Annotated in this window: 22 protein-coding genes and 1 pseudogene; 9 read left to right on the top strand and 14 right to left on the bottom strand. The window is 32.8% G+C overall.

Annotated elements, in window-relative coordinates:
* The 7 genes from NST05_RS00880 to NST05_RS00910 form a co-directional block, all read right to left on the bottom strand.
* On the bottom strand, nucleotides 1-537 hold the full coding sequence (locus NST05_RS00880) for a hypothetical protein (protein WP_099421253.1): 537 nt from the start codon (nucleotides 535-537) through the stop codon (nucleotides 1-3).
* The gene (locus NST05_RS00885) at nucleotides 534-764 is read right to left on the bottom strand and encodes a hypothetical protein (RefSeq protein WP_099421254.1); all 231 of its coding nucleotides are present in this window, start codon (nucleotides 762-764) and stop codon (nucleotides 534-536) included. The genes NST05_RS00880 and NST05_RS00885 overlap by 4 nt, the downstream gene beginning before the upstream one ends.
* A 13-nt stretch (nucleotides 765-777) precedes the next feature.
* Nucleotides 778-2004 (bottom strand): replication initiation factor domain-containing protein, encoded by a 1227-nt coding sequence (locus NST05_RS00890; protein ID WP_099421255.1) that lies wholly within the window; start codon nucleotides 2002-2004, stop codon nucleotides 778-780.
* A gap of 210 nt (nucleotides 2005-2214) precedes the next feature.
* Nucleotides 2215-3906, bottom strand: a complete 1692-nt coding sequence (locus NST05_RS00895; RefSeq protein WP_099421256.1) for an FtsK/SpoIIIE domain-containing protein — start codon at nucleotides 3904-3906, stop codon at nucleotides 2215-2217.
* A 16-nt stretch (nucleotides 3907-3922) separates the two neighbouring features.
* Complete coding sequence (locus tag NST05_RS00900) at nucleotides 3923-4384, bottom strand: conjugal transfer protein (protein ID WP_099421257.1); 462 nt, start codon at nucleotides 4382-4384, stop codon at nucleotides 3923-3925.
* Between the two features lie 18 nt (nucleotides 4385-4402).
* Nucleotides 4403-4699: a cytoplasmic protein gene (locus NST05_RS00905; protein WP_099421258.1), complete on the bottom strand. Its 297-nt coding sequence runs from the start codon at nucleotides 4697-4699 to the stop codon at nucleotides 4403-4405.
* 36 nt (nucleotides 4700-4735) lie between these two features.
* Nucleotides 4736-4981: a hypothetical protein gene (locus tag NST05_RS00910; RefSeq protein WP_093529367.1), complete on the bottom strand. Its 246-nt coding sequence runs from the start codon at nucleotides 4979-4981 to the stop codon at nucleotides 4736-4738.
* A 548-nt stretch (nucleotides 4982-5529) separates the two neighbouring features.
* Between NST05_RS00910 and NST05_RS00915 the strand changes: the two genes are divergently transcribed.
* Together NST05_RS00915 and NST05_RS00920 are read left to right on the top strand one after the other, a co-directional pair.
* Nucleotides 5530-5916, top strand: coding sequence for a helix-turn-helix domain-containing protein (locus NST05_RS00915; protein WP_406695672.1), 387 nt, complete (start codon nucleotides 5530-5532; stop codon nucleotides 5914-5916).
* Nucleotides 5916-7124, top strand: a complete 1209-nt coding sequence (locus NST05_RS00920) for a YecA family protein (protein ID WP_340742865.1) — start codon at nucleotides 5916-5918, stop codon at nucleotides 7122-7124. The genes NST05_RS00915 and NST05_RS00920 overlap by 1 nt, the downstream gene beginning before the upstream one ends.
* Before the next feature lie 35 nt (nucleotides 7125-7159).
* On the opposite strand, the gene NST05_RS00925 is transcribed toward NST05_RS00920, so the two are convergent.
* Entirely contained in the window at nucleotides 7160-7519 is a 360-nt protein-coding gene (locus tag NST05_RS00925; protein ID WP_099421260.1) for a hypothetical protein, read from the bottom strand.
* A 212-nt stretch (nucleotides 7520-7731) separates the two neighbouring features.
* Here NST05_RS00925 and NST05_RS00930 point away from each other — a divergent pair, with 212 nt between their 5' ends.
* The 7 genes and pseudogenes from NST05_RS00930 to NST05_RS00960 all read left to right on the top strand — a co-directional run.
* Nucleotides 7732-8412 carry a LexA family transcriptional regulator gene (locus tag NST05_RS00930; protein WP_099421342.1) on the top strand — a complete coding sequence of 227 codons (681 nt, stop codon included), beginning with the start codon at nucleotides 7732-7734 and terminating at the stop codon, nucleotides 8410-8412.
* 3 nt (nucleotides 8413-8415) lie between these two features.
* Nucleotides 8416-9831, top strand: coding sequence for a Y-family DNA polymerase (locus NST05_RS00935; protein ID WP_099421343.1), 1416 nt, complete (start codon nucleotides 8416-8418; stop codon nucleotides 9829-9831).
* Entirely contained in the window at nucleotides 9828-10190 is a 363-nt protein-coding gene (locus tag NST05_RS00940; RefSeq protein WP_099421344.1) for a hypothetical protein, read from the top strand. The genes NST05_RS00935 and NST05_RS00940 overlap by 4 nt, the downstream gene beginning before the upstream one ends.
* Complete coding sequence (locus tag NST05_RS00945; RefSeq protein WP_099421345.1) at nucleotides 10183-10464, top strand: DUF5960 family protein; 282 nt, start codon at nucleotides 10183-10185, stop codon at nucleotides 10462-10464. Before NST05_RS00940 ends, NST05_RS00945 begins: the two co-directional genes overlap by 8 nt.
* Nucleotides 10465-10506: 42 nt before the next feature.
* The gene (locus tag NST05_RS00950) at nucleotides 10507-11370 is read left to right on the top strand and encodes an ImmA/IrrE family metallo-endopeptidase (protein ID WP_232086864.1); all 864 of its coding nucleotides are present in this window, start codon (nucleotides 10507-10509) and stop codon (nucleotides 11368-11370) included.
* Nucleotides 11371-11568: 198 nt separating this feature from the next.
* A complete protein-coding gene (locus tag NST05_RS00955) occupies nucleotides 11569-11727 on the top strand; it encodes a helix-turn-helix domain-containing protein (RefSeq protein ID WP_065973379.1) in 159 nt (52 codons plus the stop codon).
* A gap of 820 nt (nucleotides 11728-12547) precedes the next feature.
* Nucleotides 12548-12670: pseudogene (locus tag NST05_RS00960) on the top strand (IS200/IS605 family transposase); the annotation flags it as partial.
* Between the two features lie 266 nt (nucleotides 12671-12936).
* Here NST05_RS00960 and NST05_RS00965 read toward each other — a convergent pair.
* The 6 genes from NST05_RS00965 to NST05_RS00990 all read right to left on the bottom strand — a co-directional run bounded on the left by NST05_RS00965 (nucleotide 12937) and on the right by NST05_RS00990 (nucleotide 21657).
* Nucleotides 12937-14112 carry an IS256-like element IS1191 family transposase gene (locus NST05_RS00965; RefSeq protein WP_340742866.1) on the bottom strand — a complete coding sequence of 392 codons (1176 nt, stop codon included), beginning with the start codon at nucleotides 14110-14112 and terminating at the stop codon, nucleotides 12937-12939.
* A gap of 74 nt (nucleotides 14113-14186) precedes the next feature.
* A complete protein-coding gene (locus NST05_RS00970; protein ID WP_340742867.1) occupies nucleotides 14187-16457 on the bottom strand; it encodes an ABC transporter permease in 2271 nt (756 codons plus the stop codon).
* The gene (locus tag NST05_RS00975; protein WP_065972683.1) at nucleotides 16454-17152 is read right to left on the bottom strand and encodes an ABC transporter ATP-binding protein; all 699 of its coding nucleotides are present in this window, start codon (nucleotides 17150-17152) and stop codon (nucleotides 16454-16456) included. The genes NST05_RS00970 and NST05_RS00975 overlap by 4 nt, the downstream gene beginning before the upstream one ends.
* Nucleotides 17153-17171: 19 nt before the next feature.
* On the bottom strand, nucleotides 17172-17642 hold the full coding sequence (locus NST05_RS00980; protein ID WP_065972681.1) for an HXXEE domain-containing protein: 471 nt from the start codon (nucleotides 17640-17642) through the stop codon (nucleotides 17172-17174).
* Nucleotides 17639-19978: a beta-ketoacyl synthase N-terminal-like domain-containing protein gene (locus NST05_RS00985; protein ID WP_065972679.1), complete on the bottom strand. Its 2340-nt coding sequence runs from the start codon at nucleotides 19976-19978 to the stop codon at nucleotides 17639-17641. The genes NST05_RS00980 and NST05_RS00985 overlap by 4 nt, the downstream gene beginning before the upstream one ends.
* A gap of 11 nt (nucleotides 19979-19989) precedes the next feature.
* Nucleotides 19990-21657, bottom strand: coding sequence for a non-ribosomal peptide synthetase (locus NST05_RS00990; protein WP_257235769.1), 1668 nt, complete (start codon nucleotides 21655-21657; stop codon nucleotides 19990-19992).
* Nucleotides 21658-21659 lie beyond the last annotated feature (2 nt).

Genomic DNA, 21659 nt, shown 5'->3' on the forward strand with positions numbered 1-21659 from the left:
TTAATGATTGGATAAATCAATCAGTTTATTTCCTTTAGCGTAGAGCTGTTTATGAAGCTTATTGAGTTCGCCATTGACATAGTAATAGCCCCTTAATTCTTGGCGGAGTTGGTCGCAAAGTTCAGGAGCGACTTGTTGGGCCTCCTCTTTTTTTAGCATGGCATTCAGCTCACCAGCTTTGGTCCAAGCTTCCTTGGTATTATTTGCTTTCAGAAGTTCGCCAAGTTCAAGGGCCTGGTGTCTGATGAGGCCTTCAATCTTATTATCAATATCCATGATGATTTCCCTTCTAAAATTTTCTAGGTTTTGATTAACAACTTGGGATAAAACCCTCAGCATGTCTTGCTTAATGGTTTTTCCTTTAACGATAAGGTTTCCTGAGACGTTAAAGCTCGCATTGACGTAGTGATCTGTTTGGGCATTATTAGCAAAGGCCTCAAAGTAGTAGTCTTTGGCCTTCATGAGCACAATGTGGATATACCAAAGCTCATAGGGTGGGATGATGGTATAGCCATCATAGAGTTTTTTGACAATCATTCGTCCACTAGGTCCTTATAGCCTAAGTATCGGAAAATGTAATTCTCATCAAACCAGAGCCAGTCGTTAATTTGCGTTTGAGTTGGGGTGTTGCCTGAGAAGACATCTTCACATAGAGTGGTCAGTCGATCAATGCCCCCACGTTCACGGACAGTGTTTAAAGTTTCAAGCCCACCTGACCAAGCTTTAAACTGGTCAATGCTTGAGAGTTCAACTTTGTATTCCATAGAGTTTTCCTTTCTATTTCTTGTGATTCGATTTTAAGTCTTTTAGGATGGCCTTAGCACGGTCATTGAGTTCTCCACTTTCTTGAATCATCTTGAGATAGTCAGTGTCCATGAGTTTGTCAGCTTCTTCCACCAGTTTTAGGGAGTTTGAGACTTGATACATGAGCCATCTGACCGTGCGATCAATCGTATAGGGTTTTGGTTGCATGCTTAATTTAAGTGGTTCACTGCCACCAAAGAGGCGTTGCCACTTAGCATCGGGATTGAATTGACCATAGCGATTGGTGCCATCATAGACTTGCATTTCATGATTGATCACACCTCTAGCAACTTCAGCCAGGTCAACACCGTTAATGTACTCTTCAACAGCTGATCGAGCTTTTTCTTGAGCAAAGCGTAACTCATAGCGGTTCCAGATACCAAAAATCTCCAAAGATTCTTCTAAGGAGATTTGTTCTTTTTTGGCTAGTTCATAGCGTTTTTCATAGAAGTTGAAGTAGAGATTACTCTGACGACTTCCAAAATAAATTGAGATGCCTTGACTGGATTCCTGGGAGTCAGTGTTTTTGAGTTGACCACCGCCAATGTGGTTCCAGTTACGAATGTATTTAAAGGTCACCTCCTCCTTATAAACTTTTGAGATGAGATCTGATAGGAGAAATTGTTCGTTTTCCCTATCAGGGCCGAGGTATTTTTCATCAAGAGCAATATCTAGCCTGGTGACATGGCTATCTGAAAAGTCATTGCATAAGCTTGATAAGAAGTTAGACCAGTCAAGTTCGTTTTCAACTAGCAGGAGCTCTAGTTCACGGCATCCCTGACCAGATAACTGTAAGGTGACTTGGTTATTTCCTGTTTGAACTTTATCAAAGAAGTCAAATAACCAAATATTGCCACGTTTCCAAACTCGTGAGTAGGAGAGAAGTCTCGTTTCTTCCTCTCTAAACTCAGAAAATTGACAGTGCAAGTAATTGGTACAGAATGTTTCTAAGTCTCGGATGGACATGAAGGTCATTCGTAAGTAGTCAATATGGACTTTAATGAGATCTTTATCAGCATCTCTAACAAATCCGAGAGCTTCTTTGAAGTTGTTAAACTTTTCTAGAGATAAACCACGACTTCCATTTTCATAACTACGATAGGTTCTAGGGTTGATACCAATAGTTTTAGCTATTTCTTTTTGACTAAGACCAAGTGATTTTCTAAAGTTTTTCAGCAGTAGGGGATTTATCTTAGTCATTCATGGGGTAACCTCCTTTCATTTTAGAAAGTGACACAGTTATTTTCCAAAAGTGACACATCTTTTAAATTTTGTAAAACCTTGGGGCACATGGGATTAGGGGGGATGGACTTGGTCATTTTGACAAATCTTACCCCCCTATTAGAAATCGGGGGTTTGTTCAACCATCACGGTCTAGGGACTGCGAGCTACGGTCTGCGCCTGACGTTGTCAGGCTTGCCCTTGCTCTTGCCCTAGCCCATGATGAGCCAAGCACGCTTCAACGGCTTTGGGATAGGACCTGCCTCCCTCTTCGTCGAAGTACTCTAAGGTTTCCAAAAGAAGTGTCTCTACAAATGGTGTCACCATAAGTGAGTTCTCTTCTTTCTCTAGGGAAATTCCTCTTTCATCAAGTAGGTAAAGAATTTTCCTGAGGGTCTTGATATTGAAATCTTTTTCTTTAGCAAAATCTGCGAGAGGACGTTTTTGACTGATAACTTCTAAAAGTTCTTCAGTTGCTTGTTCCGTTGATTCTTCGATAGGCAATTCCTCCTTTATTGGTTCTTGAATCTTTGTTGGGCTATCTTCTTCTAGGACTGGGAGTTTGATAAACTCATCATAGAAGGAGAATCCTTTATCAAAGGGGACATATGGGGCAAAAAATTCACCTGCCAATTCCCCGTTGTTAGCAATATAGCCACGGCCCTTTACTTTCTTACCGTTGACCATATCTAGTTTTTTAAATTCCTTGTTCTTATTGGCATCCCCAAACATCATGTCATATCCAGTAGATTCAAGGTGTCCGACAGTCAGCCGTTTCATGAAGTTATCACGAAGGGCAGTCTTAATGTATTCGCCATCAGGCCGTTGCATAGCAAAGATCACAAAGACACCTGATTGACGGCCTTCTAGGACAATCTGTGAGAGGTATTCAATAGCTTGGGATTGTAAAGAATAGTCATTTTCAATCTTAGCAATGAAAGCAGCCCATTCATCAATGACGATAAATTTTGGCTTGAATCCATAATCACTAAAGTTTTTTCCAATTTTATAGTCAGGATGGTTCTGGATAGCTTCATAGCGATTTTCCATGAAAGTGACGTTATCTTTCAAACAGCCAATAATATCTTCCTTAGAGGTGTAGAGATGGCCTTTAAAAACAGGCACCTCTCTCAAACCAGCTAAGTCCGCATTCTTAGGGTCACACAAATCAATGAAACCTAACTTAGCTAGTGCCAGGACTAAAGTCATGAGGACAACGGTTTTACCTCCGCCCGTTCCTCCACCAATGAGGAGATGAGGTTCAGAGATATAATCCCAAAAGACGTCTTTCATGAGACGAATGCCTTTTTGGGTCATCTCAACTTCAGAAACAGTAATACGGCTATCAATACGGTTAATGGCAATCTCATATTGGACAAAGCGATTATCAAAAGTCTTGTTTCTAAAGTCTCCGTTAAACATGACTTCTAGAGTAGCACCTAGATTGATAAAGCGATCTTGAAATTTGTTTCCCTCTAGGATAAAGCTGACGAGGAGCTGGTAATTAGTCTGTCTTAGATAGACCTTGGGCAGAACAATTTTCTCGGTGGTCTTATTATTTCGTCTAATGGTTTTAGAAAGATAGTATCGATTTTCTAGGAGAAAATTAGCTAGGATTCTAAGACTATTGAGGCGTTTAAAAAATAAAAATTTTTGATAAAGAACTAGATTAAGGATAGGGATAATAAGGACTGGTAAAACAAAGTAGAGAGTTAGACTGGGCCAATAGTCAATGGGACTTCTGATGACCAGGTCGTAAATGGGGTAGAAGTGATAGCCTCCTAAAAACAAAAAGGGCAATCCCATCAGCAAAGCCGTGATTACCCTAATGGATCGATAGAACTTGTGGACTCGTAGCCCACGATAGGTGTAAAGGGACATTGACCCCTCCTAAATTTTACTTCTTAGTTTCTGGTTCAGGTTTTTCTGCTTTAGATGTGACAGAAGCTCCTCCTTTTTTCTTAATGGTTGAGGCGTAGAGACGGTAGTTGTCATTACGGCCAATCGCTGAGTAAGTGACGACAATATCAGTTAGTTCTACTTCTTCACGGTATTTGAGACCTAAGTCTTCAATTTCTTGTTCAGACATATCAACAATCGTGACAAAGAGCGTTTCGTGTTGATTAGCAGAGTGGATGCCTAAGGTCACCCCACGGATTTCTCCTGTAGGCACTTGGGCATAAGAGCCATCTTCATTACGTTGTGAACGATCAGCTTCATAGATCAGTTCATTTCCTTCAATTGAGCGGAAGGTGAGTTTTCCAAAGACTTCTGGGATAATGAGGCCATCTGTGATGACACGGTAGCTTTTATCCACGATTTGTAGTTTTTCTCCAAAGTTTAATCCAATTTTAGCCATAGTAATTTCATTCCTTTCTTATTTGACGATTTCAAGTTTTTCAGCAAAGACATTGAGAGCAGGTGCCACGTTAAAGCCATTGATTGAGCGATCAGGTAAGAAGATGGGATTGACCACTTTAACAATAGTATCTTCATCAAAGACTTGGTTGGTCGCTGGTGTGATGACGTGGAAAGAGCCATGTTTTTCAGAGTTTAGCACATGACGTTGGTATTTGCCTTCTTTACCAAAAACGGTACGAGGAGCAGTAGCAAGACTTTCATAGTAAGCCTCTCCGATAAATTCAGGTTTCATTTTCAATGTTTCAGCAATCATAATAGTTTCCTTTCTTTTAGGGCAAAATAAAAAGAGTTAGTAAACTAGACTAACTCGAGAGTGATAGTAGTGATTAATTTTATTCTTAGTGATATGGTGGTAGAGATAGAGTTCTCCAGCAGGCGCTCCTGTTTTGCGCAAGCGTTCCACAATCTGATTCAATTCTTTTAGGCTATTATGATAATGCCAATGTAATAGTTTTGGATTATGGGCATAAATGCCAAAAGAAAAGCAATAGTTTTGAAAATGGCGGTCAAAAACCGTCTCTATATATGAGGCCATAGTTGCCTCCTTTCCGTTATTGTAAAAGGCTACTAAAGGATTCCTAGTAGCCAAAAGTGTAGTGTGATTCTTTTAGTAATAATATATAGAATCACATAAAGAGAATGCGTTATTTGGTTGATAGGGATTAACCTATCACGGTGGCAACGTTTAACAAGGTGCTTTGTATCAATTACCATCGTTTGCCCGGCCAATCTGTTAGGTAGAACGAATCACACCCACAAGATTCTCTTACGCCCTTTGGCGCAACCAGTTCACTTTACTATTCGGCAAAAGTGCTAAAAGTCCGAAATGCGTGTGAGCCCACCATTCTAGGAACAGTTTTATATCTCAACTTCAATCATCAACGGACTTGACATTCTCTTTTCAACACGATACAATAAAGGTACGAAGCTAATTGTGTGTATTGATAGTCAGTTTACTGATTGTCAGACGCACTTTTTTATTAAATTTTCAATGAGCACGTTTGTTTCAAAGGAACGTATATTTTTTTAAAGTTTTATACATCACCCTTGATGTATTTATAGTTTACATCAAGTATGATGTAAATGCAAGTGTTTTTTGAAAAAAATTTAAATTTTTTTGAGGCCCCAAAAATGACAATAGGAACACGACTACAAAATTTACGAAAAGAAAGACATTTGACTCAAACAGATGTTGCCAAGGCATTAGGAATTTCACAACAAAGTTATGGACGATGGGAAACAGATAAAGTTCAGCCATCTCCAGCCAAACTAACGCAAATTGCGACTTACTTTGGTGTATCTACTGATTACCTTTTAAATTCGGATACAGATGATATTGATTTATCAGAGGTTGAATTGCTCTTCAGAACAACCTCAAAAGGAATGACAGCAGAAGAACAAAAAGTTTTCAAACAAGAACTTATTGAGTTTATGAAAGAACGTAAGAAATTATTTGAAAAGGATAACTAATGAAAAAAATTGGAAGAAACGATCCTTGTTACTGTAATTCAGGATTAAAATATAAAAAATGTCACTTACGAATTGATACTATAAAAGACAAGATTCAACAAAATGGGGTTATATCATTCACAGAAGAAGAAAGTCGTATTTTAGGAAATATTAATAGAGAATACATTCAAAAATTTTTCAAAAAACAAAAATGTATTTACCCTAATTGCGATAAAAAGCCAATTTCATCTCATACTTTCTCTAGAAGTTTATTAGAACATTCTTTAGGAGAAGAAATTGAAGGTGAAAATCCAGGAAAATATGTTTATCATTCAGATATCCAACGTATATTTTCATCTTTTCCTAATAAAGATCAAAGAGATTTTTTATATAAAACTCTTATCAAAAATGCAGGAACCCTACCTTTATTTTGTAGCGAACATGATGATAAATTATTTTCCTCTATTGAAAATAGAGGGCAGAAATTAAGTGTTTCTGAATATATTTTTATGTTGTCTTATAGATTTTTTATGTACGATATCTTAAAAGATAATTTTATTGCTTTTACAAGAGATAATGAGATAATTGGAGAAAATCATTCGATACATAAAAAATTTGAAAAGAGATTTATTGAACTTTATAATGAATTTCAAAAAAATACTAGTCAGCTTGTTCAATCTGTCTATAATAGACAAAAATATTTATTGATGAAAGAAAGTTTTGAACAGATAATAGTGTCTAATAATCTGAACAAGGAAACTATAAATGAAAAATTTGAAATAAAAATTTACAATTTAAAAAAAGATGTAAGATGGGCAGGGGTTGGTTTTACTGAATTTGTTTCTAATGGAGATGATATATACAATCATTATCCTAGTGGATTTGGTGTGATTCCAAGTTTTAATGGCTACGATGCTTGCTTCTTTATCATTAGTTTGAAAGAGGAGGCGCAATATTTAGAATCAAACTTATATAAGATATTTGACGGACTATATCTAAAATATGTTAATAATAATGATATTGAATTTTTAGCTAGTTTGATGATGATGGTTTTTGATTCCTCTGAAAATATTATGTTGTCTCCTTCAAAATTTTCGGAACTTAAAGAAGCAGGACAATACGAAAAATTAGAACATATTAATAGTTTATTAACTAGAAATAAATCTTTAAGAAGTACTCAAGTACGGCGAGAGGTTTTTGGGCTATGTCAGGAAGTTGATTTGTTTTAAAAATGGCTAAGATGTTTAAATCCTAGCCATTTTTTCTATTTCATTGCTTCTTTATATGCCTCACTATTTTCCTTGTATACCACAAATTTATTGCTACCAGTCATGAAGCTACCAGTATCATATTTAAGAGTACCGTCTTCACTGAGAGTATAAGTTACAATATATTCACTGCCATTAGATGAGAAAGTGAATGTTTTGTTTTTAGTATCTACATCAGTGATAGCGTGAGTACCTTCTTTGTAGAATTTACCACCATCACCATCAATCTCCAATATTAACTTAGCATTTCCATCATAAACATTATAGTATTTACCATCTAAGTTATTTGGTTTAGAGCAAGATGCAAGAAAGATAAGTGAAATACCTAAGATCATTAAACTAATTACTTTTTTCATGTAGTATACCTCCTAACATTATTCTACTAAATAAAATTTACAAAAAGATTTCTATAAATTATTGAAATGTCTGTCGTAGCAGACATTTTTTATTTTGTCTATGGGAATGAATATCAAAAAATAAGTTTAAAAACTAATTTTTTTCTAGACAAACCCTAATAGATTTTATAAAATATAGTCAGTTTACAAACTGACTAAGAAAGGAAAGTCTGATGTATCAACCAGAGAAATTAAAAAGAAGACGTACTGAGATTGGCCTTCGTCAAATAGATGTTGCTGAGGCTATCGGGATTTCTAAGCAATCCTATTTTGCTTGGGAAAAAGGAATAACACAGCCTAATCAAAAGAATCTTTTAAAACTAGAAAAGGTGTTAGAAGTAGAACCTGGTTACTTTACGACGGATGATATTTCTGTGCTCTATCAAAAATTGACGCATCCTAATCAATCAAAAGCAAAAACTTTCATGGAAAAACTCTTAGAACAACAAGAGAAGGTTATCTCTATTGCTGAGCCTAGATTTGAATATCATGTCTATGAGAAGATGTCTGCTGGTCGTGGGGCAACAATCTATGGCGATCGTGATTATGATACTGTCTACTTTGACAAGGAAATCTCTCATGATTTTGCATCATGGGTTTCAGGAGATTCTATGGAACCTAAATATCCTAATGGTTCCGTAGCCCTGATTCAAGAAAATGGCTTTGACTATGACGGAGCAGTTTATGCTGTGCTATGGGGAGGGCAAACCTATATTAAGAAGGTTTATCGTGAAGAAGAAGGTTTGCGACTAGTCTCTATCAATACCAAATATAGTGATTTGATAGCTCCCTATGACGAAGAACCTCGTATTGTTGGGAAAATCGTTGGCCATTTCCTACCTATCGAGGATTAAGCCATGGGAATTTTTGATTATAGTAAAGAGCCTAGAAGCGATATAGCCTTTGTGGATATGAAGTCCTTTTATGCCAGTGTAGAGTGTGTGGAACGTGGCCTGCATCCCTTGAAAACGTCACTTTGTGTCATGAGTCATGCGGATAATTCTAGTGGCTTAATTCTAGCTTCATCACCAATGTTTAAACAAGTCTTTGGAAAATCAAATGTCAGTCGCTCATTTGATCTACCCTTTGATGTAAAGACACGTAAATTCTCTTATTATAACGCCAAGAAACAAGGACTACCAACGAATCTAGAATATGTTCGTTATATTGAAAGTTGGGCCAGAGCTACTTTTATAGTGCCTCCTAGGATGGATTTGTATATAGAAAAGAATATGGAGATTCAGCATATCTTTCAGAACTATGCTAGTGTTGAAGATATTTTGCCGTATTCGATTGATGAAGGATTTATTGACTTAACTTCATCACTTAACTACTTTATTCCTCATAAAACGTTAAGTCGCAAAGAAAAACTTGATATGATTTCCTCCAAAATCCAAAGAGACATTTGGAGAAAAACGGGAATCTATTCAACGGTTGGTATGTCAAATGCTAATCCCTTACTAGCAAAATTGGCACTAGATAATGAGGCTAAGAAAACCCCCACAATGAGAGCTAATTGGTCTTATGAGGATGTGGAAACAAAAGTCTGGAACATAAAGGAAATGACCGATTTTTGGGGAATTGGCGATAGGATGAAAAAGCGTCTTAACAACCTAGGAATTTTCTCAATCAAGGAACTTGCAAATTGTAATCCAGATATGTTGAAGAAAGAACTAGGAGTAGTTGGAGTGGATTTATTTTTCTATGCTAATGGCATTGATGAGAGTGATGTCCATAAACCATATAAGCCAAAAGCAAAAGGGATAGGCAATTCTCAAGTATTACCAAGAGACTACTTCAGGCAATCAGAGATAGAACTGATTATGAGAGAGATGGCGGAGCAAGTAGCTATCAGATTGAGAAAGCGTCATAAAAAGACAACAAATATTTCCATTATTATAGGATTTTCAAGGTTTGAAAATAAACGTCATATTCAAACTCAGATGAAAGTTGAGCCAACGAATAATACTAGGTTATTAATCAACTATGTACTGACACTTTTCAGAAAGAAATACGATGAAGGAGCAGTTAGAAGTGTTGCAGTTTCTTATTCAGGCTTAGTAGATGAGTCTTATGGTCTCATTTCCTTATTTGATGATGTTGAAAAAATAGAAAAAGAGGAGAGGCTCCAGTCAGTAATTGATACTATCAGAAATCAATTTGGATTTAGTAAACTTCAAAAAGCGACAGCACTTCAGGAGGCTTCAAGAAGTTTGGTTAGAAGTAAGTTGATTGGTGGACATTCTGCTGGAGGATTAGATGGTTTAAAATGATTGATCGTTCTTATTTACCCTTTAAGTCTGCTAGAGAACATAGAGACAGAGGGATGGCTAAATGGATGGGATTTTTTCTTTCTGAGCATACCACCTCACTAGATGAGGATAAAAATAGGGTGGATTTGAGTAGTCCCCTGTCTAAAATTGAAAAGCTGACATTGATAGGTCAATTATATGCGAGTAGATTAACTGGTCGATTTGTTATTAAGCAAGATAAAAAGAAAGAACAGGTAGTTGGCCAAATAGAGGAATTATCTTCAAAAGAGATAACTATAAGAGCTGTGGACGGTTATCAGCTCCTTCAAATTGATCATATCCTTAATATTGTTCTAGAAAGTGAATTGGAAGATGAATAGAAAAGCATTATATAAAGATCAGTTACAACTAGATTATTTTTCTGATTCTTACTTAAAGTTTGAAGAAGACTTTTACAGGTTCTCAAATTTGAATATTCCATTAACATTTTTAATTGATGATATTCTTAGAGAGATGGCTATGAGCCAAAAAAATTATTTCCGATTAAATAAAGCGAATGCTAAGGATGGGAGAGACCACTATTTTATATTTAAAATAGTCACTGAGATTGACAATAAGACAGTAAGAAAATATGAGTATTTGGGGGAAAACTGACAATCGAGTAGGAAAAGACTAGTTTTGAGACAAAGGAGGTTCATGATGGATGAGATGTATCCAAGAATAAACCAACTAGCTAATGAACAGGTTTATACATTCATGAAAGAAAATGAGATTTCACCATTAAGCTATCATTTTAGTGATTTTTTTGATGAGTGCTTAGACAAATACAATATCAAGCTAATGGAGCATCACTTTTCAAACCAGCAAATAGAAGGTTTAACATTGATAGATGATTATGGAATCTCATTTTCCTATGAACGGGACAATCCAGAAGTAAAACAGAACTTCACTAAGTGTCACGAACTAGGTCATTTTTTATTGGGTCATTCTGGTAGTCTCTTTACAGAGTTAAAAGGGCAAAGTGATTCCAAGCATGAAACTGAAGCCAATATTTTCTCAGCAATAATACTTATGCCTGCTATTGTACTCCTATCAAAGATCTTTTATAGACATGATTCGTTTCAAACAGTAATGAAAGATTTATCAGTATCAGCAGAAGCACTCAAATTTAGACTATTAGATATTTTTCGATTTTATACAAATGAAAAATATGACACCATTATCAGAACGATTTCAGCTTACCAAAGAGGCGTAGTTAATGGGGTACTTAAATTTTTCGATGAAATCAAAGAAAAAATCATTGTGAAGTATGAAGCAATCAAAATCGATGTCACAAAGATGATATTGAAGAAAGTAGAAGAAACGGGATTTGTGACTAGCCTGGAATTTGAAGAACTGTTGAATTGGGAGTTTTGTAAGATATTAGTAGAAAAGAAGAATAATATTGATTCATGGATGGAATATAACTTAGGAAAAAAGGTGGGTTTTATTTGGGATACAACATGTTTGACTAAATCGGAGGCTTTAGATAAAGTTCGCAGAATTATTTGGCTGATGTAAGAGTCTGTAAAATAAATTTATTGAATTTGGATAGATTCACTTTCAATAAAGTAGTTAGAGGTTTGACTGTAATCAGGTTGGACCTTTTTGTTTGGGATAAAACAAATTAATAAAGGTTATAAAACATCAATGAGTGTGACTTATAGTCCGTTGACTTATAAACCACAGAGAATTAGTATAAAAAATGAGGTGGTGTATGTGATAACAAAATCATTCGGAAACAGAGTTCGTATACTTAGAAATAATTTAGATGTTAGCCGAGAAAAATTTGCTTTAAAAATAAATATGGATAGAACATATTTGGCCTCTGTTGAAAACGGAAAAAGAAATTTATCATTGGATAATATTAAAAAATAGCAGATGGATTTGAAAAGACACTTAGTGAATTATTTGAAGGAGTAGAATAATGTGTGATAAAAGAGAGCTAATTGAAGGAATAGTAGTGGAGGAATTTGCAAATCTATTACAGAATATTGAAGTAGACTTTTCAACCAACTATACTAGAAAAAATATAACTTTTTATTGAATCAAATGGATACAGGGATGGTTGCAAACATGGTGTTTGTAAGTAGTTTTGAATCAAAAAGTGGTTACGCAATTGAAACGGTAGCAAATCGAATTGCAAGGTTGCGATTTGGGAAAGAAAATGTACCCTCAATAGTAAACCTAGAAATTTAAAACATAATATAACAATAGACGACTCAAAAACTCAAGTTAATGTAACTGACATAGATGTAGATAATGGCGAACTAAGAGGGCATATTTCTACATTCAGAGCTTCTAATGTAGCCAAAGGAAGAGGAAAGAACAGGGTTCAAAGTGGAGTTAATCAAATAACTAAGCAGTCGCTATGCGATTTTGCAAAAAATCGGTTGATAAAGACACTCAAATCAAGGAAAACTAAAACCAGTGGAATTTACCCTGACACGGATTTCCACTGGTTTATTCATTTTTCTCAGACTAACTTCCACTAGATTGGACGGTGGAACTTAGTTTGGGAATTTAGCTATCAAAATTTCATTTAAGGTAAACTTTGTACTTTCTGGTTCGATTTTTGTTGATTTTGCTAGAAAATTTACCTTATTTTGATGACATTAGTTAAAATTGGATGAAATTTTAAATTTTGAAAACGTTGATATTAAAGGTTTTTGCAACCTATTAAAATTGACAATGCCCCACAGCCGGTCTTAATGAAGCCACCATAAAGAAATATATTCTAGAGCAAGAAAAGTATGACTTGGCACTTAATAAAATGAGTGTGAAAGAATATGAAGATCCCTCTAGGGATAGTGGTAGGTAATACCAACACCTCTTTTAGAGGTTGGTGACGAGTCAAGCCCATTTGACAGGTGGTTATCATTATTAGTCACTCACTATAGTTGACAAAGAACCAACATTTTTACATAAGACTGATTTATTTATTTAAATATAAATAATCCGACATAATTAATAATGAAGCCGGTATTTCAGTTCAAGAAATTAATAGACATATATTGAGTAATTACTCAATTCCTTTTAGATACTGTCAATAATTATGTGTAAACACTCAAGTAGAGTTGAAGAATGTTAATCAAATAAGCTTTCAAGTGTGTCAGCACATTGGCCAAACCCTTTATGGGTGCGTTGACTTTGCTTGAAATTATAATCTTCAAACAGGGTAACTAAATAACGTCCCAGAGCCTCCTCGTTAGGAAAAAGAATCTTCTTTTTCGTTTGACGTTTGATCTCTTTGTTAAGAGACTCAATGAGGTTTGTCGAATAAATGCTATGCCAAATCTGGTAGGGAAACTGATAAAAAGTTAAAAGATTATCCGTATTCTCCAGACTTTCCATGACTTTCCTATACTTTGGTTTCCATTCAGCGATAAAGTTCTCTAAAGCTTGCACTGCCATTTCTAAATTTTCAGCACGATAAATCGTTTTAAATTGCTCCAGAATAACCGCTCTATCTGCTCGTTTCACTTTACTAGCTAGATTTCGACTAATATGAATTAAGCAACGTTGTTGTTTAGCTAATGGGTAAGCCTGATTGATAATCTCTTCAAGCCCCTTGAAGCCATCGGTCACTACAAGAGAAACCTGTTGGATTCCTTGGTTTTGAAGCTTGTCTAACAGGGTGGACCAAGAAGCATTGTTTTCATTTGGAGCGATTTCATATCCAAGAACAGCCTTCTGTCCTTCTGGTGTAATGCCAAGTGCGATATGAATACATTCTTTACTAACGGTTCCACGTCTTAAGGGAAGATAGGTTCCGTCAAGAAATAAAACAGAGTAATTGGCTTCTAAGCTTCGCTCATGAAAAGTAGCGACATTCTCCTGAGTTGCTTTTGAGATATTAGAAATTGTGGCAGGACTATAGTGATGACCATACATTCGCTCGATGATATCACTAATTTCTCGAGTCGTTACACCGGTTTGATAGAGTTTGATAACCATCTCTTCCAAGTGGTCATCTCGACGTCCATAAGCGGGAAGCAAAGCTGGACTAAAGTTCCCATTACGATCTCTAGGAATACTCAACTGAACAGTCCCATATTTGGTTTCGAATTTCCGTGCATAGCTTCCGTTACGACTATTCCCAGAATTATAGCCTAATTTATCGTAAGGTTCATACCCTAAAAAGGCTGATAACTCTGCTTGAAGCAGATCATTCATAGCTGTTTCAAGAGAAGTACGGAAAAATTCATCAATATCTTGCTTTTGGGCTAGGAAGTTAAGTAGTTCTGTGGTAAACTGAGTCATAGGAATAAATCTCTTTCTAGTAATGTTTTGCAACTCTACTATAACGGATTTATTCCTTTTTGTGTTTACACAACTTATTTTACACTACCTCCTTTTAAAGCTTCAACCATATTTATTTTATTAATATTACGATTAAAAAGAATAGTTGTACCTATTGATGTAAACCAGACTAATAAGGTAGCTATTAATAAAACTTGCCAATTAGCGTATGGAATAAATTCTAATCTTATACTTGAAAATGTCTTAATATATTGATTTAGGAACCATATTCCCATAGGAATCCCCAGTATCCAACCTATCATTGTGGTTAATATATTTTCTAACAAGGTAATATTTTGTAAATTTTTCTTAGAGAATCCGAGGACTTGTAAAGTGGCATAATCTCTTGTGCGTTCAACAAAATTTAGGGAGCCTAAATTGTATAGTATTACGATCACTAATAATAAAGCAAATCCAATAATGATTAGAAAAACATTCATTAAGCTATCTATAAAATTATATGCATTACGTTCCTGACTGTACTTAGTTACTGTAGATAAAATATTTGGATCATTTGAAAGTTTAGATGATGAATATTTGCTATCAATTAAAATCGTCTTAGGATTAAATTCTCCTCCGAGCCTTTTATACGTAGCTTTAGTAATATACGCTCCTTGAGTAGTCTCACTTCCGACAATACCTTTTACAGGTACTACATATTTTTTACTATCTTGATACGGTTTTATTGTCAAGTTGTCACCGATATTAATATTTGCAGATTTTGCAAAGGATTTAGAAATATATACTCCACCATTTTGAATTTTTTTTCCATCTGTTGTCTTTATATTAACAAAATTTCCTTGATCTACAATGATAAATAATCTATTATATCCATCATCTTTACTAAAATGTGCTTGATTAATTTGAATCCATTGACCGTCATATTTTTTATTTGCTAATGAATAATCTCTGACATTAAGTCTTCTATAATAACTAAAATCTTTATTATAGGTCTTAGTAACTAAATAGTTCATTGAAGAAGGCATTCCTATTCCAGCAATTAACAACATCACACCGCCAGAAACCCCTATTATTCCCATTAAAATACGTATTTTATTAGAAAGCGCATCTCTAATAGCCCACTTGGTTTCATCCGTTATATTTCTCCAAATAATATCTATTTTTTCTAATAAAATATGATGTACTTTTTTTTCTGTTCCTCTTAAAAATACTGCTGGAAGGCCTTTCACCGCTTGTCGAGAAGCTATGTAAGAAGAAACAGTACAAATCAAAATAACGAACCCTATAATTCCTAGAGAAGACCATGAATAAGCAATTCTCCAGTTTGGGATTGAGAACATTTTTTTTTGAGTATTTAAAACAAACAAAGATATAATAGGGGAAAATACTGTACCAATAATACATCCGAGACTACTAATTAAAAAGCCAAAACTGATATAATGTTCAGTAATCTGTAAATTAGAATATCCTAGTGCTTTGAGTACAGCAATTTCTTTCGTCTGGCTTTCAATGAGCCTTAGAATGGTTGAAAACATAGCTAAAATTGCTAATAGTATAAAAATAAAAGAAAATAGAAAAGAAAGATTTCGAATTTGACCAACACGCTCTGTTGCTTCAGCTATCTCAGTTTTTGTCTTGCGATTCTCGTAAGAAATTAATCTATTACCTAATATAGTTTCAATTTCATGTCTAATATCATTATTTTTTGAATATATTTTGATTAATTGTGTTGATGGATAATCAATAAAATATTTGTTGAATGTTGCTACAGATATGTAAGCATAAGAATAATTTTTATGGTTAGGAGCAATATAGTCTGAGCTACCTGTAAAATAAATTTTTTCAGCAGATTGGATAAATCCTACGATTTTGAGATTCTTTAATTTATTGCCTATTCTTATAGTGATTGTATCATCGAGGGATAAATTATTTTTACTAGCGTAATCTTTATCTATCCAAATAGTATTTATTGATGTATTAGAGAAATTTTTACCGTCAACAACTTTAATTTCATCGGATTTATTACTAGTGGACTCGATAGTCATATGGTCTTTAGAATTATTATTTATTTTAGCAGATAATATGGTACTTATTTTTAATTTATTAACATCTTTAATTGATTTAATTTTAGATTGATCTTGACTAGTTAATTGGGAAGTTTGAATCCAAACAGTAGGTAGATCTGCAGATGAGATATAATTGTCGAGACTTTTTTCAAGTCCATGCCATGCTCCTTGTAATCCAACAAAAATTAAAATGCTTAACGATGACATTAAGAAAACTGAAAAAAATTGTCGCCAATTCTTTTTTAAATCTCGTAGGAGCTTTAAATTAAGATATTTCATTGACCGCTCTCCCAATCTAAATTTTCTTGTATATTTTTATTGGAAATAGATTTAATTTTTCCGTCTTTTAAGTTAATAATTGTATCGGCATATTTTTGGAATTCGTCATTATGAGTTACCATGACAACCGCAACATCGTTAGTTTTTGCAGTTTCTTTTAGTAATTTTATAATTAAATGACCATTTTTAGAATCTAAAGCTCCAGTAGGTTCATCACATAATAGTAATCTTGGTTTTTTAGCTAGTGCCCTTGCAATGGAGACTCTTTGCATTTCACCACCGGATAGTTGATTTGGAAAATTATTTTTTCTGTGAGATAATCCTACTTTATCTAATAATTTTTCTGATTCAGAAGAGTTTCCTCTAAGGTGTCCAGCAATACTAATATTTTCCAAAGCTGTAAGGCTAGGAATAAGATTATAAAATTGAAAAACAAATCCTACAACATCTTTTCTATAAATAGACAGTTGTTTATCATTTAGTAAGTTGATTTCCTTATTATCAAATAAAAATTGTCCATGTGTTGAACGATCCATTCCTCCTAGTATATTTAGTAAGGTACTTTTTCCTGAACCAGAAGGTCCTAAAATAACGGTAAACTTACCTTTATTAATACTAAACGAAATATTATCAAGTGCTTTTACCTCTTGCTGACCAACTTGATAAATTTTACTTATATTTTTAAATTCAATCATTGCTTCCCCTTGTATAAATTTATTTTAATTTATAATTTAGTATTTTAAAACAGAATATTAAGTTACAAATAATAAAGATTAATGTAAGTAATGAGTATAAATATAGAAGATAATCATTTCCTAAATATAAAAGTATATAAGCTAGACAGTAAATAGCTGTAATGATACCACTAGCAGTTCCTGGAACATATTTTTTTAGAAGAATACACTGCCCAATATGAAGAAAAATATGATAAATATAGGCAATAACAATTGTTTCGTAAAAAGTAAAATTATTAAATTTACAACTTATTATTAATGTGATTAGCAATAATAATAATTCTTCGAGAACAATCAAATTAAAAATAAATGGAGTATAATAAGAGTTTATTTTTTTGAAGCTTTCGTTATTCTGTTGATTTGAGATGAAATTTGGCATGAAAATAATTTCTTCCATTTCATGAATCATAAATAAGCTTGGAAAAATCAACAAAAAATCTACTGGAATCATTTGTTATTCTCCATAATTTTAGTTATTTTTTCTCCTACTTTTGTACCTAAATCAATGTTGGAGTAAATTGAATAGTGGTTACCTTCAATATAACGAGTATTGATTTTATTTTTAAATCTTTTTTGCCAAATAGTTTTATCTAAATCTTTTATACCTAACATTTTTAATAATTCTTTATTTTCGTCTTCTTTACAAATTAATATATTTAAATGGCTATCCAACTGAACTTTAGGAGGAGTATATTCTTTTAGCATCTTGTGATTAATTACCCATACTTTGCTGTATTTATCGATTTTATCATCTAATAAGTCTGAATTAATTACTCCTTGTTTTCCAAACTCATTTAATGCAAAATTTATTGTATTTCTTGTAATTAATTTTTTCTCAGTATGGTTGTACGCTTCAATGGGATGAGAGTCAATCATTATTATTTCAGGGATAATGATTGAAGCTTCTTCTTGTAATTGCCTAGCAATTTCAAAGGCAATATTACCACCAAAAGAGTATCCTCCAATGAAATATTCGTTTTTTAATGAAGGAATGAATGATAAGATTTTATCTTTATATACTCGTGCTAGTTGTTCTAAACTAAAATATTTGACGTATTCGATGTTGCTAAAAGGAAATGATATAAAAATAATATTATATTCATTATTTTTATTTTTAAAGAAATTGTTATATCCATTTACCGTACCACCAGCAGGGTGAACTAAAAACAATGTTTTCCTTGAATCGATAAAGTCACCAAAAATATGTAGTATATTTTCATTATTTTCTATATTATTTTTGAGTAGTTTAGAGTTAACAATATCTAGGAATGTATCATTTAATTCCTGAAAATCACTCAATTCAAATTGAATATTAAACCGATTATTTAACTCATCAATTAAATCAATTAATACATATGATTCCATATTTAATGATTTAATTGGCATCTGCTTGAGAGTAGAGTTATCATATCCTAAATATTCATTAACAAATTCTATTACCTCTTCAGCAGTAGTAGAACTTGTTGAAATTTGAGAGTGTTGAACAATAGGAAGTTGACTATCAATCCAGTAACTTTTTTCAGAGAGTAGAGATGAGTGATCATTCTCTGAAAAGTTATAATTATTAATATCACTTTTTTGTAGAAGGATATGTGCGTTAGTTCCCCCAATCCCAAAGGAATTAATTGCAATATTGGTTAATTTAGAGGGTTTTAAATTTTTGCTTATGGATATATTATGTTTTTTTAATAAGGGATTTTTTGATATAAAATTAGCTTGGGCAGGTATTTGCTGATGGTGGAGCATGAGAATTGCCTTAAGAATAGACAAAAACGAGGAAGCGTTATCTAAATGTCCATAGTTAGCTTTAATTGATCCTAACTCTAAATTATTTTTAAAAATTTTTGAAATTGATTCTGCTTCTATTGCATCACCAATAGCAGTACCTGTACCATGTGCTTCTAAGTAGTCAATGTCTTCAAAATCAATATCTGAATTCTTGTAGGCGTTATTAATTGCTTCATATTGTCCACTAATTCCCGGTGCAGTATAACTTGCTTTCTCATTTCCATCATTAGCAATACCTATTCCTTTAATAATAGCCAAGATATTATTGTTATCTTTAATTGCATCTTCTTTTCGTTTTAATGCGAAAACAATACTACCAAAACCAGGAACCATTCCATCGCTATTTTTATCAAAAGGAGAGCACATACCTGACTTGGAAAAAATACTATCTGCCTTATACTGGTATTCTAAAGAACTTTCAACTGGAAGTCGCGAAGCTCCAACAATAGCTGAATAAATTTTTTTATTCTTTAAATCATTAAAGGCATAGTATAACGCAAGTGAGGAACTTGAACAGGCAGATGAGAAATTTAATGATGGACCGTGAAAATTAAATTGATAAGAAATTTTTGATGCTGCAGTATCAGGGATATTATTGATATAAGTTGTATAATCTTGAGTATTATTTTGTGGTAACAAATTTTTTAGTAAATAATAACTCATACCTACAGCAGTATATACACCGACCTCTTTTCCAAGTGTTGAAATTAACGGAAGATCCTTATGAGTGTTCTGATGTAACATATTATATGTGAGCATAAGAAGTCTTCGATGCTGAGGATCCATTTTTTTAGATTGATCTGAAGTATATTTGAAAAGTTCCGGGGAAAATTTTTTTATTTTATCTAAATTATAATTTTGAAGTTTTAAGATTTTTTCTTTATCATTTAATAATTCATATTTTGTTAATACATGTCCAGTAGAAATATTCTTCCATAATTGTTTAAAGTTATCTGTTTCTTGTAACTCAAAATTAGTACCAACAATAGCAATATCCATTATGTTCCTCCTTATTTAATAAACTCATCTTCAAAAGATTTGATTGTATTATATTGAAAAAAATCTACAATACTGATTTCTTTTTTTAAAATAAAGTTATTTAACAATTCGTCGTGTAGATTTATTAATTCCATAGAAGTTAAGCCTATTTCAGTAAAGCTTACATCATGAAAATTTGTAATATCTAAATGAAATTTATTGACTAACCACTTTTCAAATTCTGTTAAGTTTTCAGTATCTTTTTTCTGATTTATTAATTTTTCCTCTAAGAGTTGAGTTAAATAGTGAGTGTCAATCTTTCCATTAGTAGTTAATGGGATCTTAGTAATTTGATAAAAATATGATGGAATCATATATGTAGGTAATAAATAATTTAATTTTTCTTTAACTTGTTCTATATCTAGAGTAGTATTATTTTGAGTCATATAAAAAGTAGCTAATTTATTTTGAAATCTAATTATAAATACTTCATCAAAATTTTTATTACTCTTTAGAATATTTTCCCGAATATCATCTAATTCAATTCGATAGCCATTTAATTCAATTTGTTGATCTTTTCTACCGATATAATTAATATCACCACTAGGTAAGTACTCACCTAAATCTCCAGATAAGTAAAGATTATCTGATGTATCATCAATAAATCTTTTATTTGTTTCTTCGGGATTATTTATATATCCCTCGCTAATTGTAGGACCTTTGACTACAATTTCAGAGTACTTACTGTTAGAAACTTTTTTAAGAAATACATTATTGCCAAATATCCCTTTCCCAATATTTGAAACAGTACTACCACTAACTTTTGTAAAGTCTTTATCAGTAATTTTATGAAAAGTAGCGTGAATAGTGACTTCAGTAATACCATATAAATTATAAAAATTTATATTACTAAATTTTGAATAAATAGGTAATAGATTAGTATAATCAAGCTTTTCTCCTCCAAAGATAATTGTATTGATATTTTTTGCGCTAATATTAGAAGATTCAAAAAATTTCATCAATGAAAAGAATGCGGAAGGAGTCTGATTTAAGATAGTTACTTGCTTATCAACTATAAGTTGAGATATTTTATCAAATTCGTAAATCTTTACATTATTCCCTAATAAAACCAAATTATTTTTATAGTAAAGAGGAGCTAAAATTTCCCAAATTGAAAAATCAAATTCTAATGAATGTAAATTAATCCATGTATTATCTTTACAAAAGTTAAACTTTTTCCCTAATCCTTTAAATAAACTATTCAAGTTGTCATAAGTAATTTGAACTCCTTTAGGTTTCCCAGTTGTACCAGAGGTAAAAATTATATAAGCAACATTGGTTGATGGAATTTCTTCACTTTTAATTTTTGAGGAAAATAAACTTTTTCCATTTTTATCGATATTAATTTCACTGTAGTCTTGCAAAGTATCTTTTATATAATTAACTCTGTTAGATGGTGTAGTGATGTTAATAGGAATATAAGTTTTATTTGCTTTCCATAAGGCTAGTATTGTGGAAAGACATTCTATAGTACTTGACATGTAAACTATTACATTTTGTCGTATGTTTTGTGACTCAATAATTTTATATTTTTGTTCAACCATTTGGTATAAACTATGAAAACTGTATTTTTTATTGTCTTCGATAACATATTGAGAATAATTATTTTTTAAATTCTTTTCCAAAGTATTATAAAACATAT

This window comes from Streptococcus sp. FSL E2-3494 (assembly GCF_038007085.1).
GTDB classification, from domain to species: Bacteria; Bacillota; Bacilli; order Lactobacillales; family Streptococcaceae; genus Streptococcus; species Streptococcus thermophilus.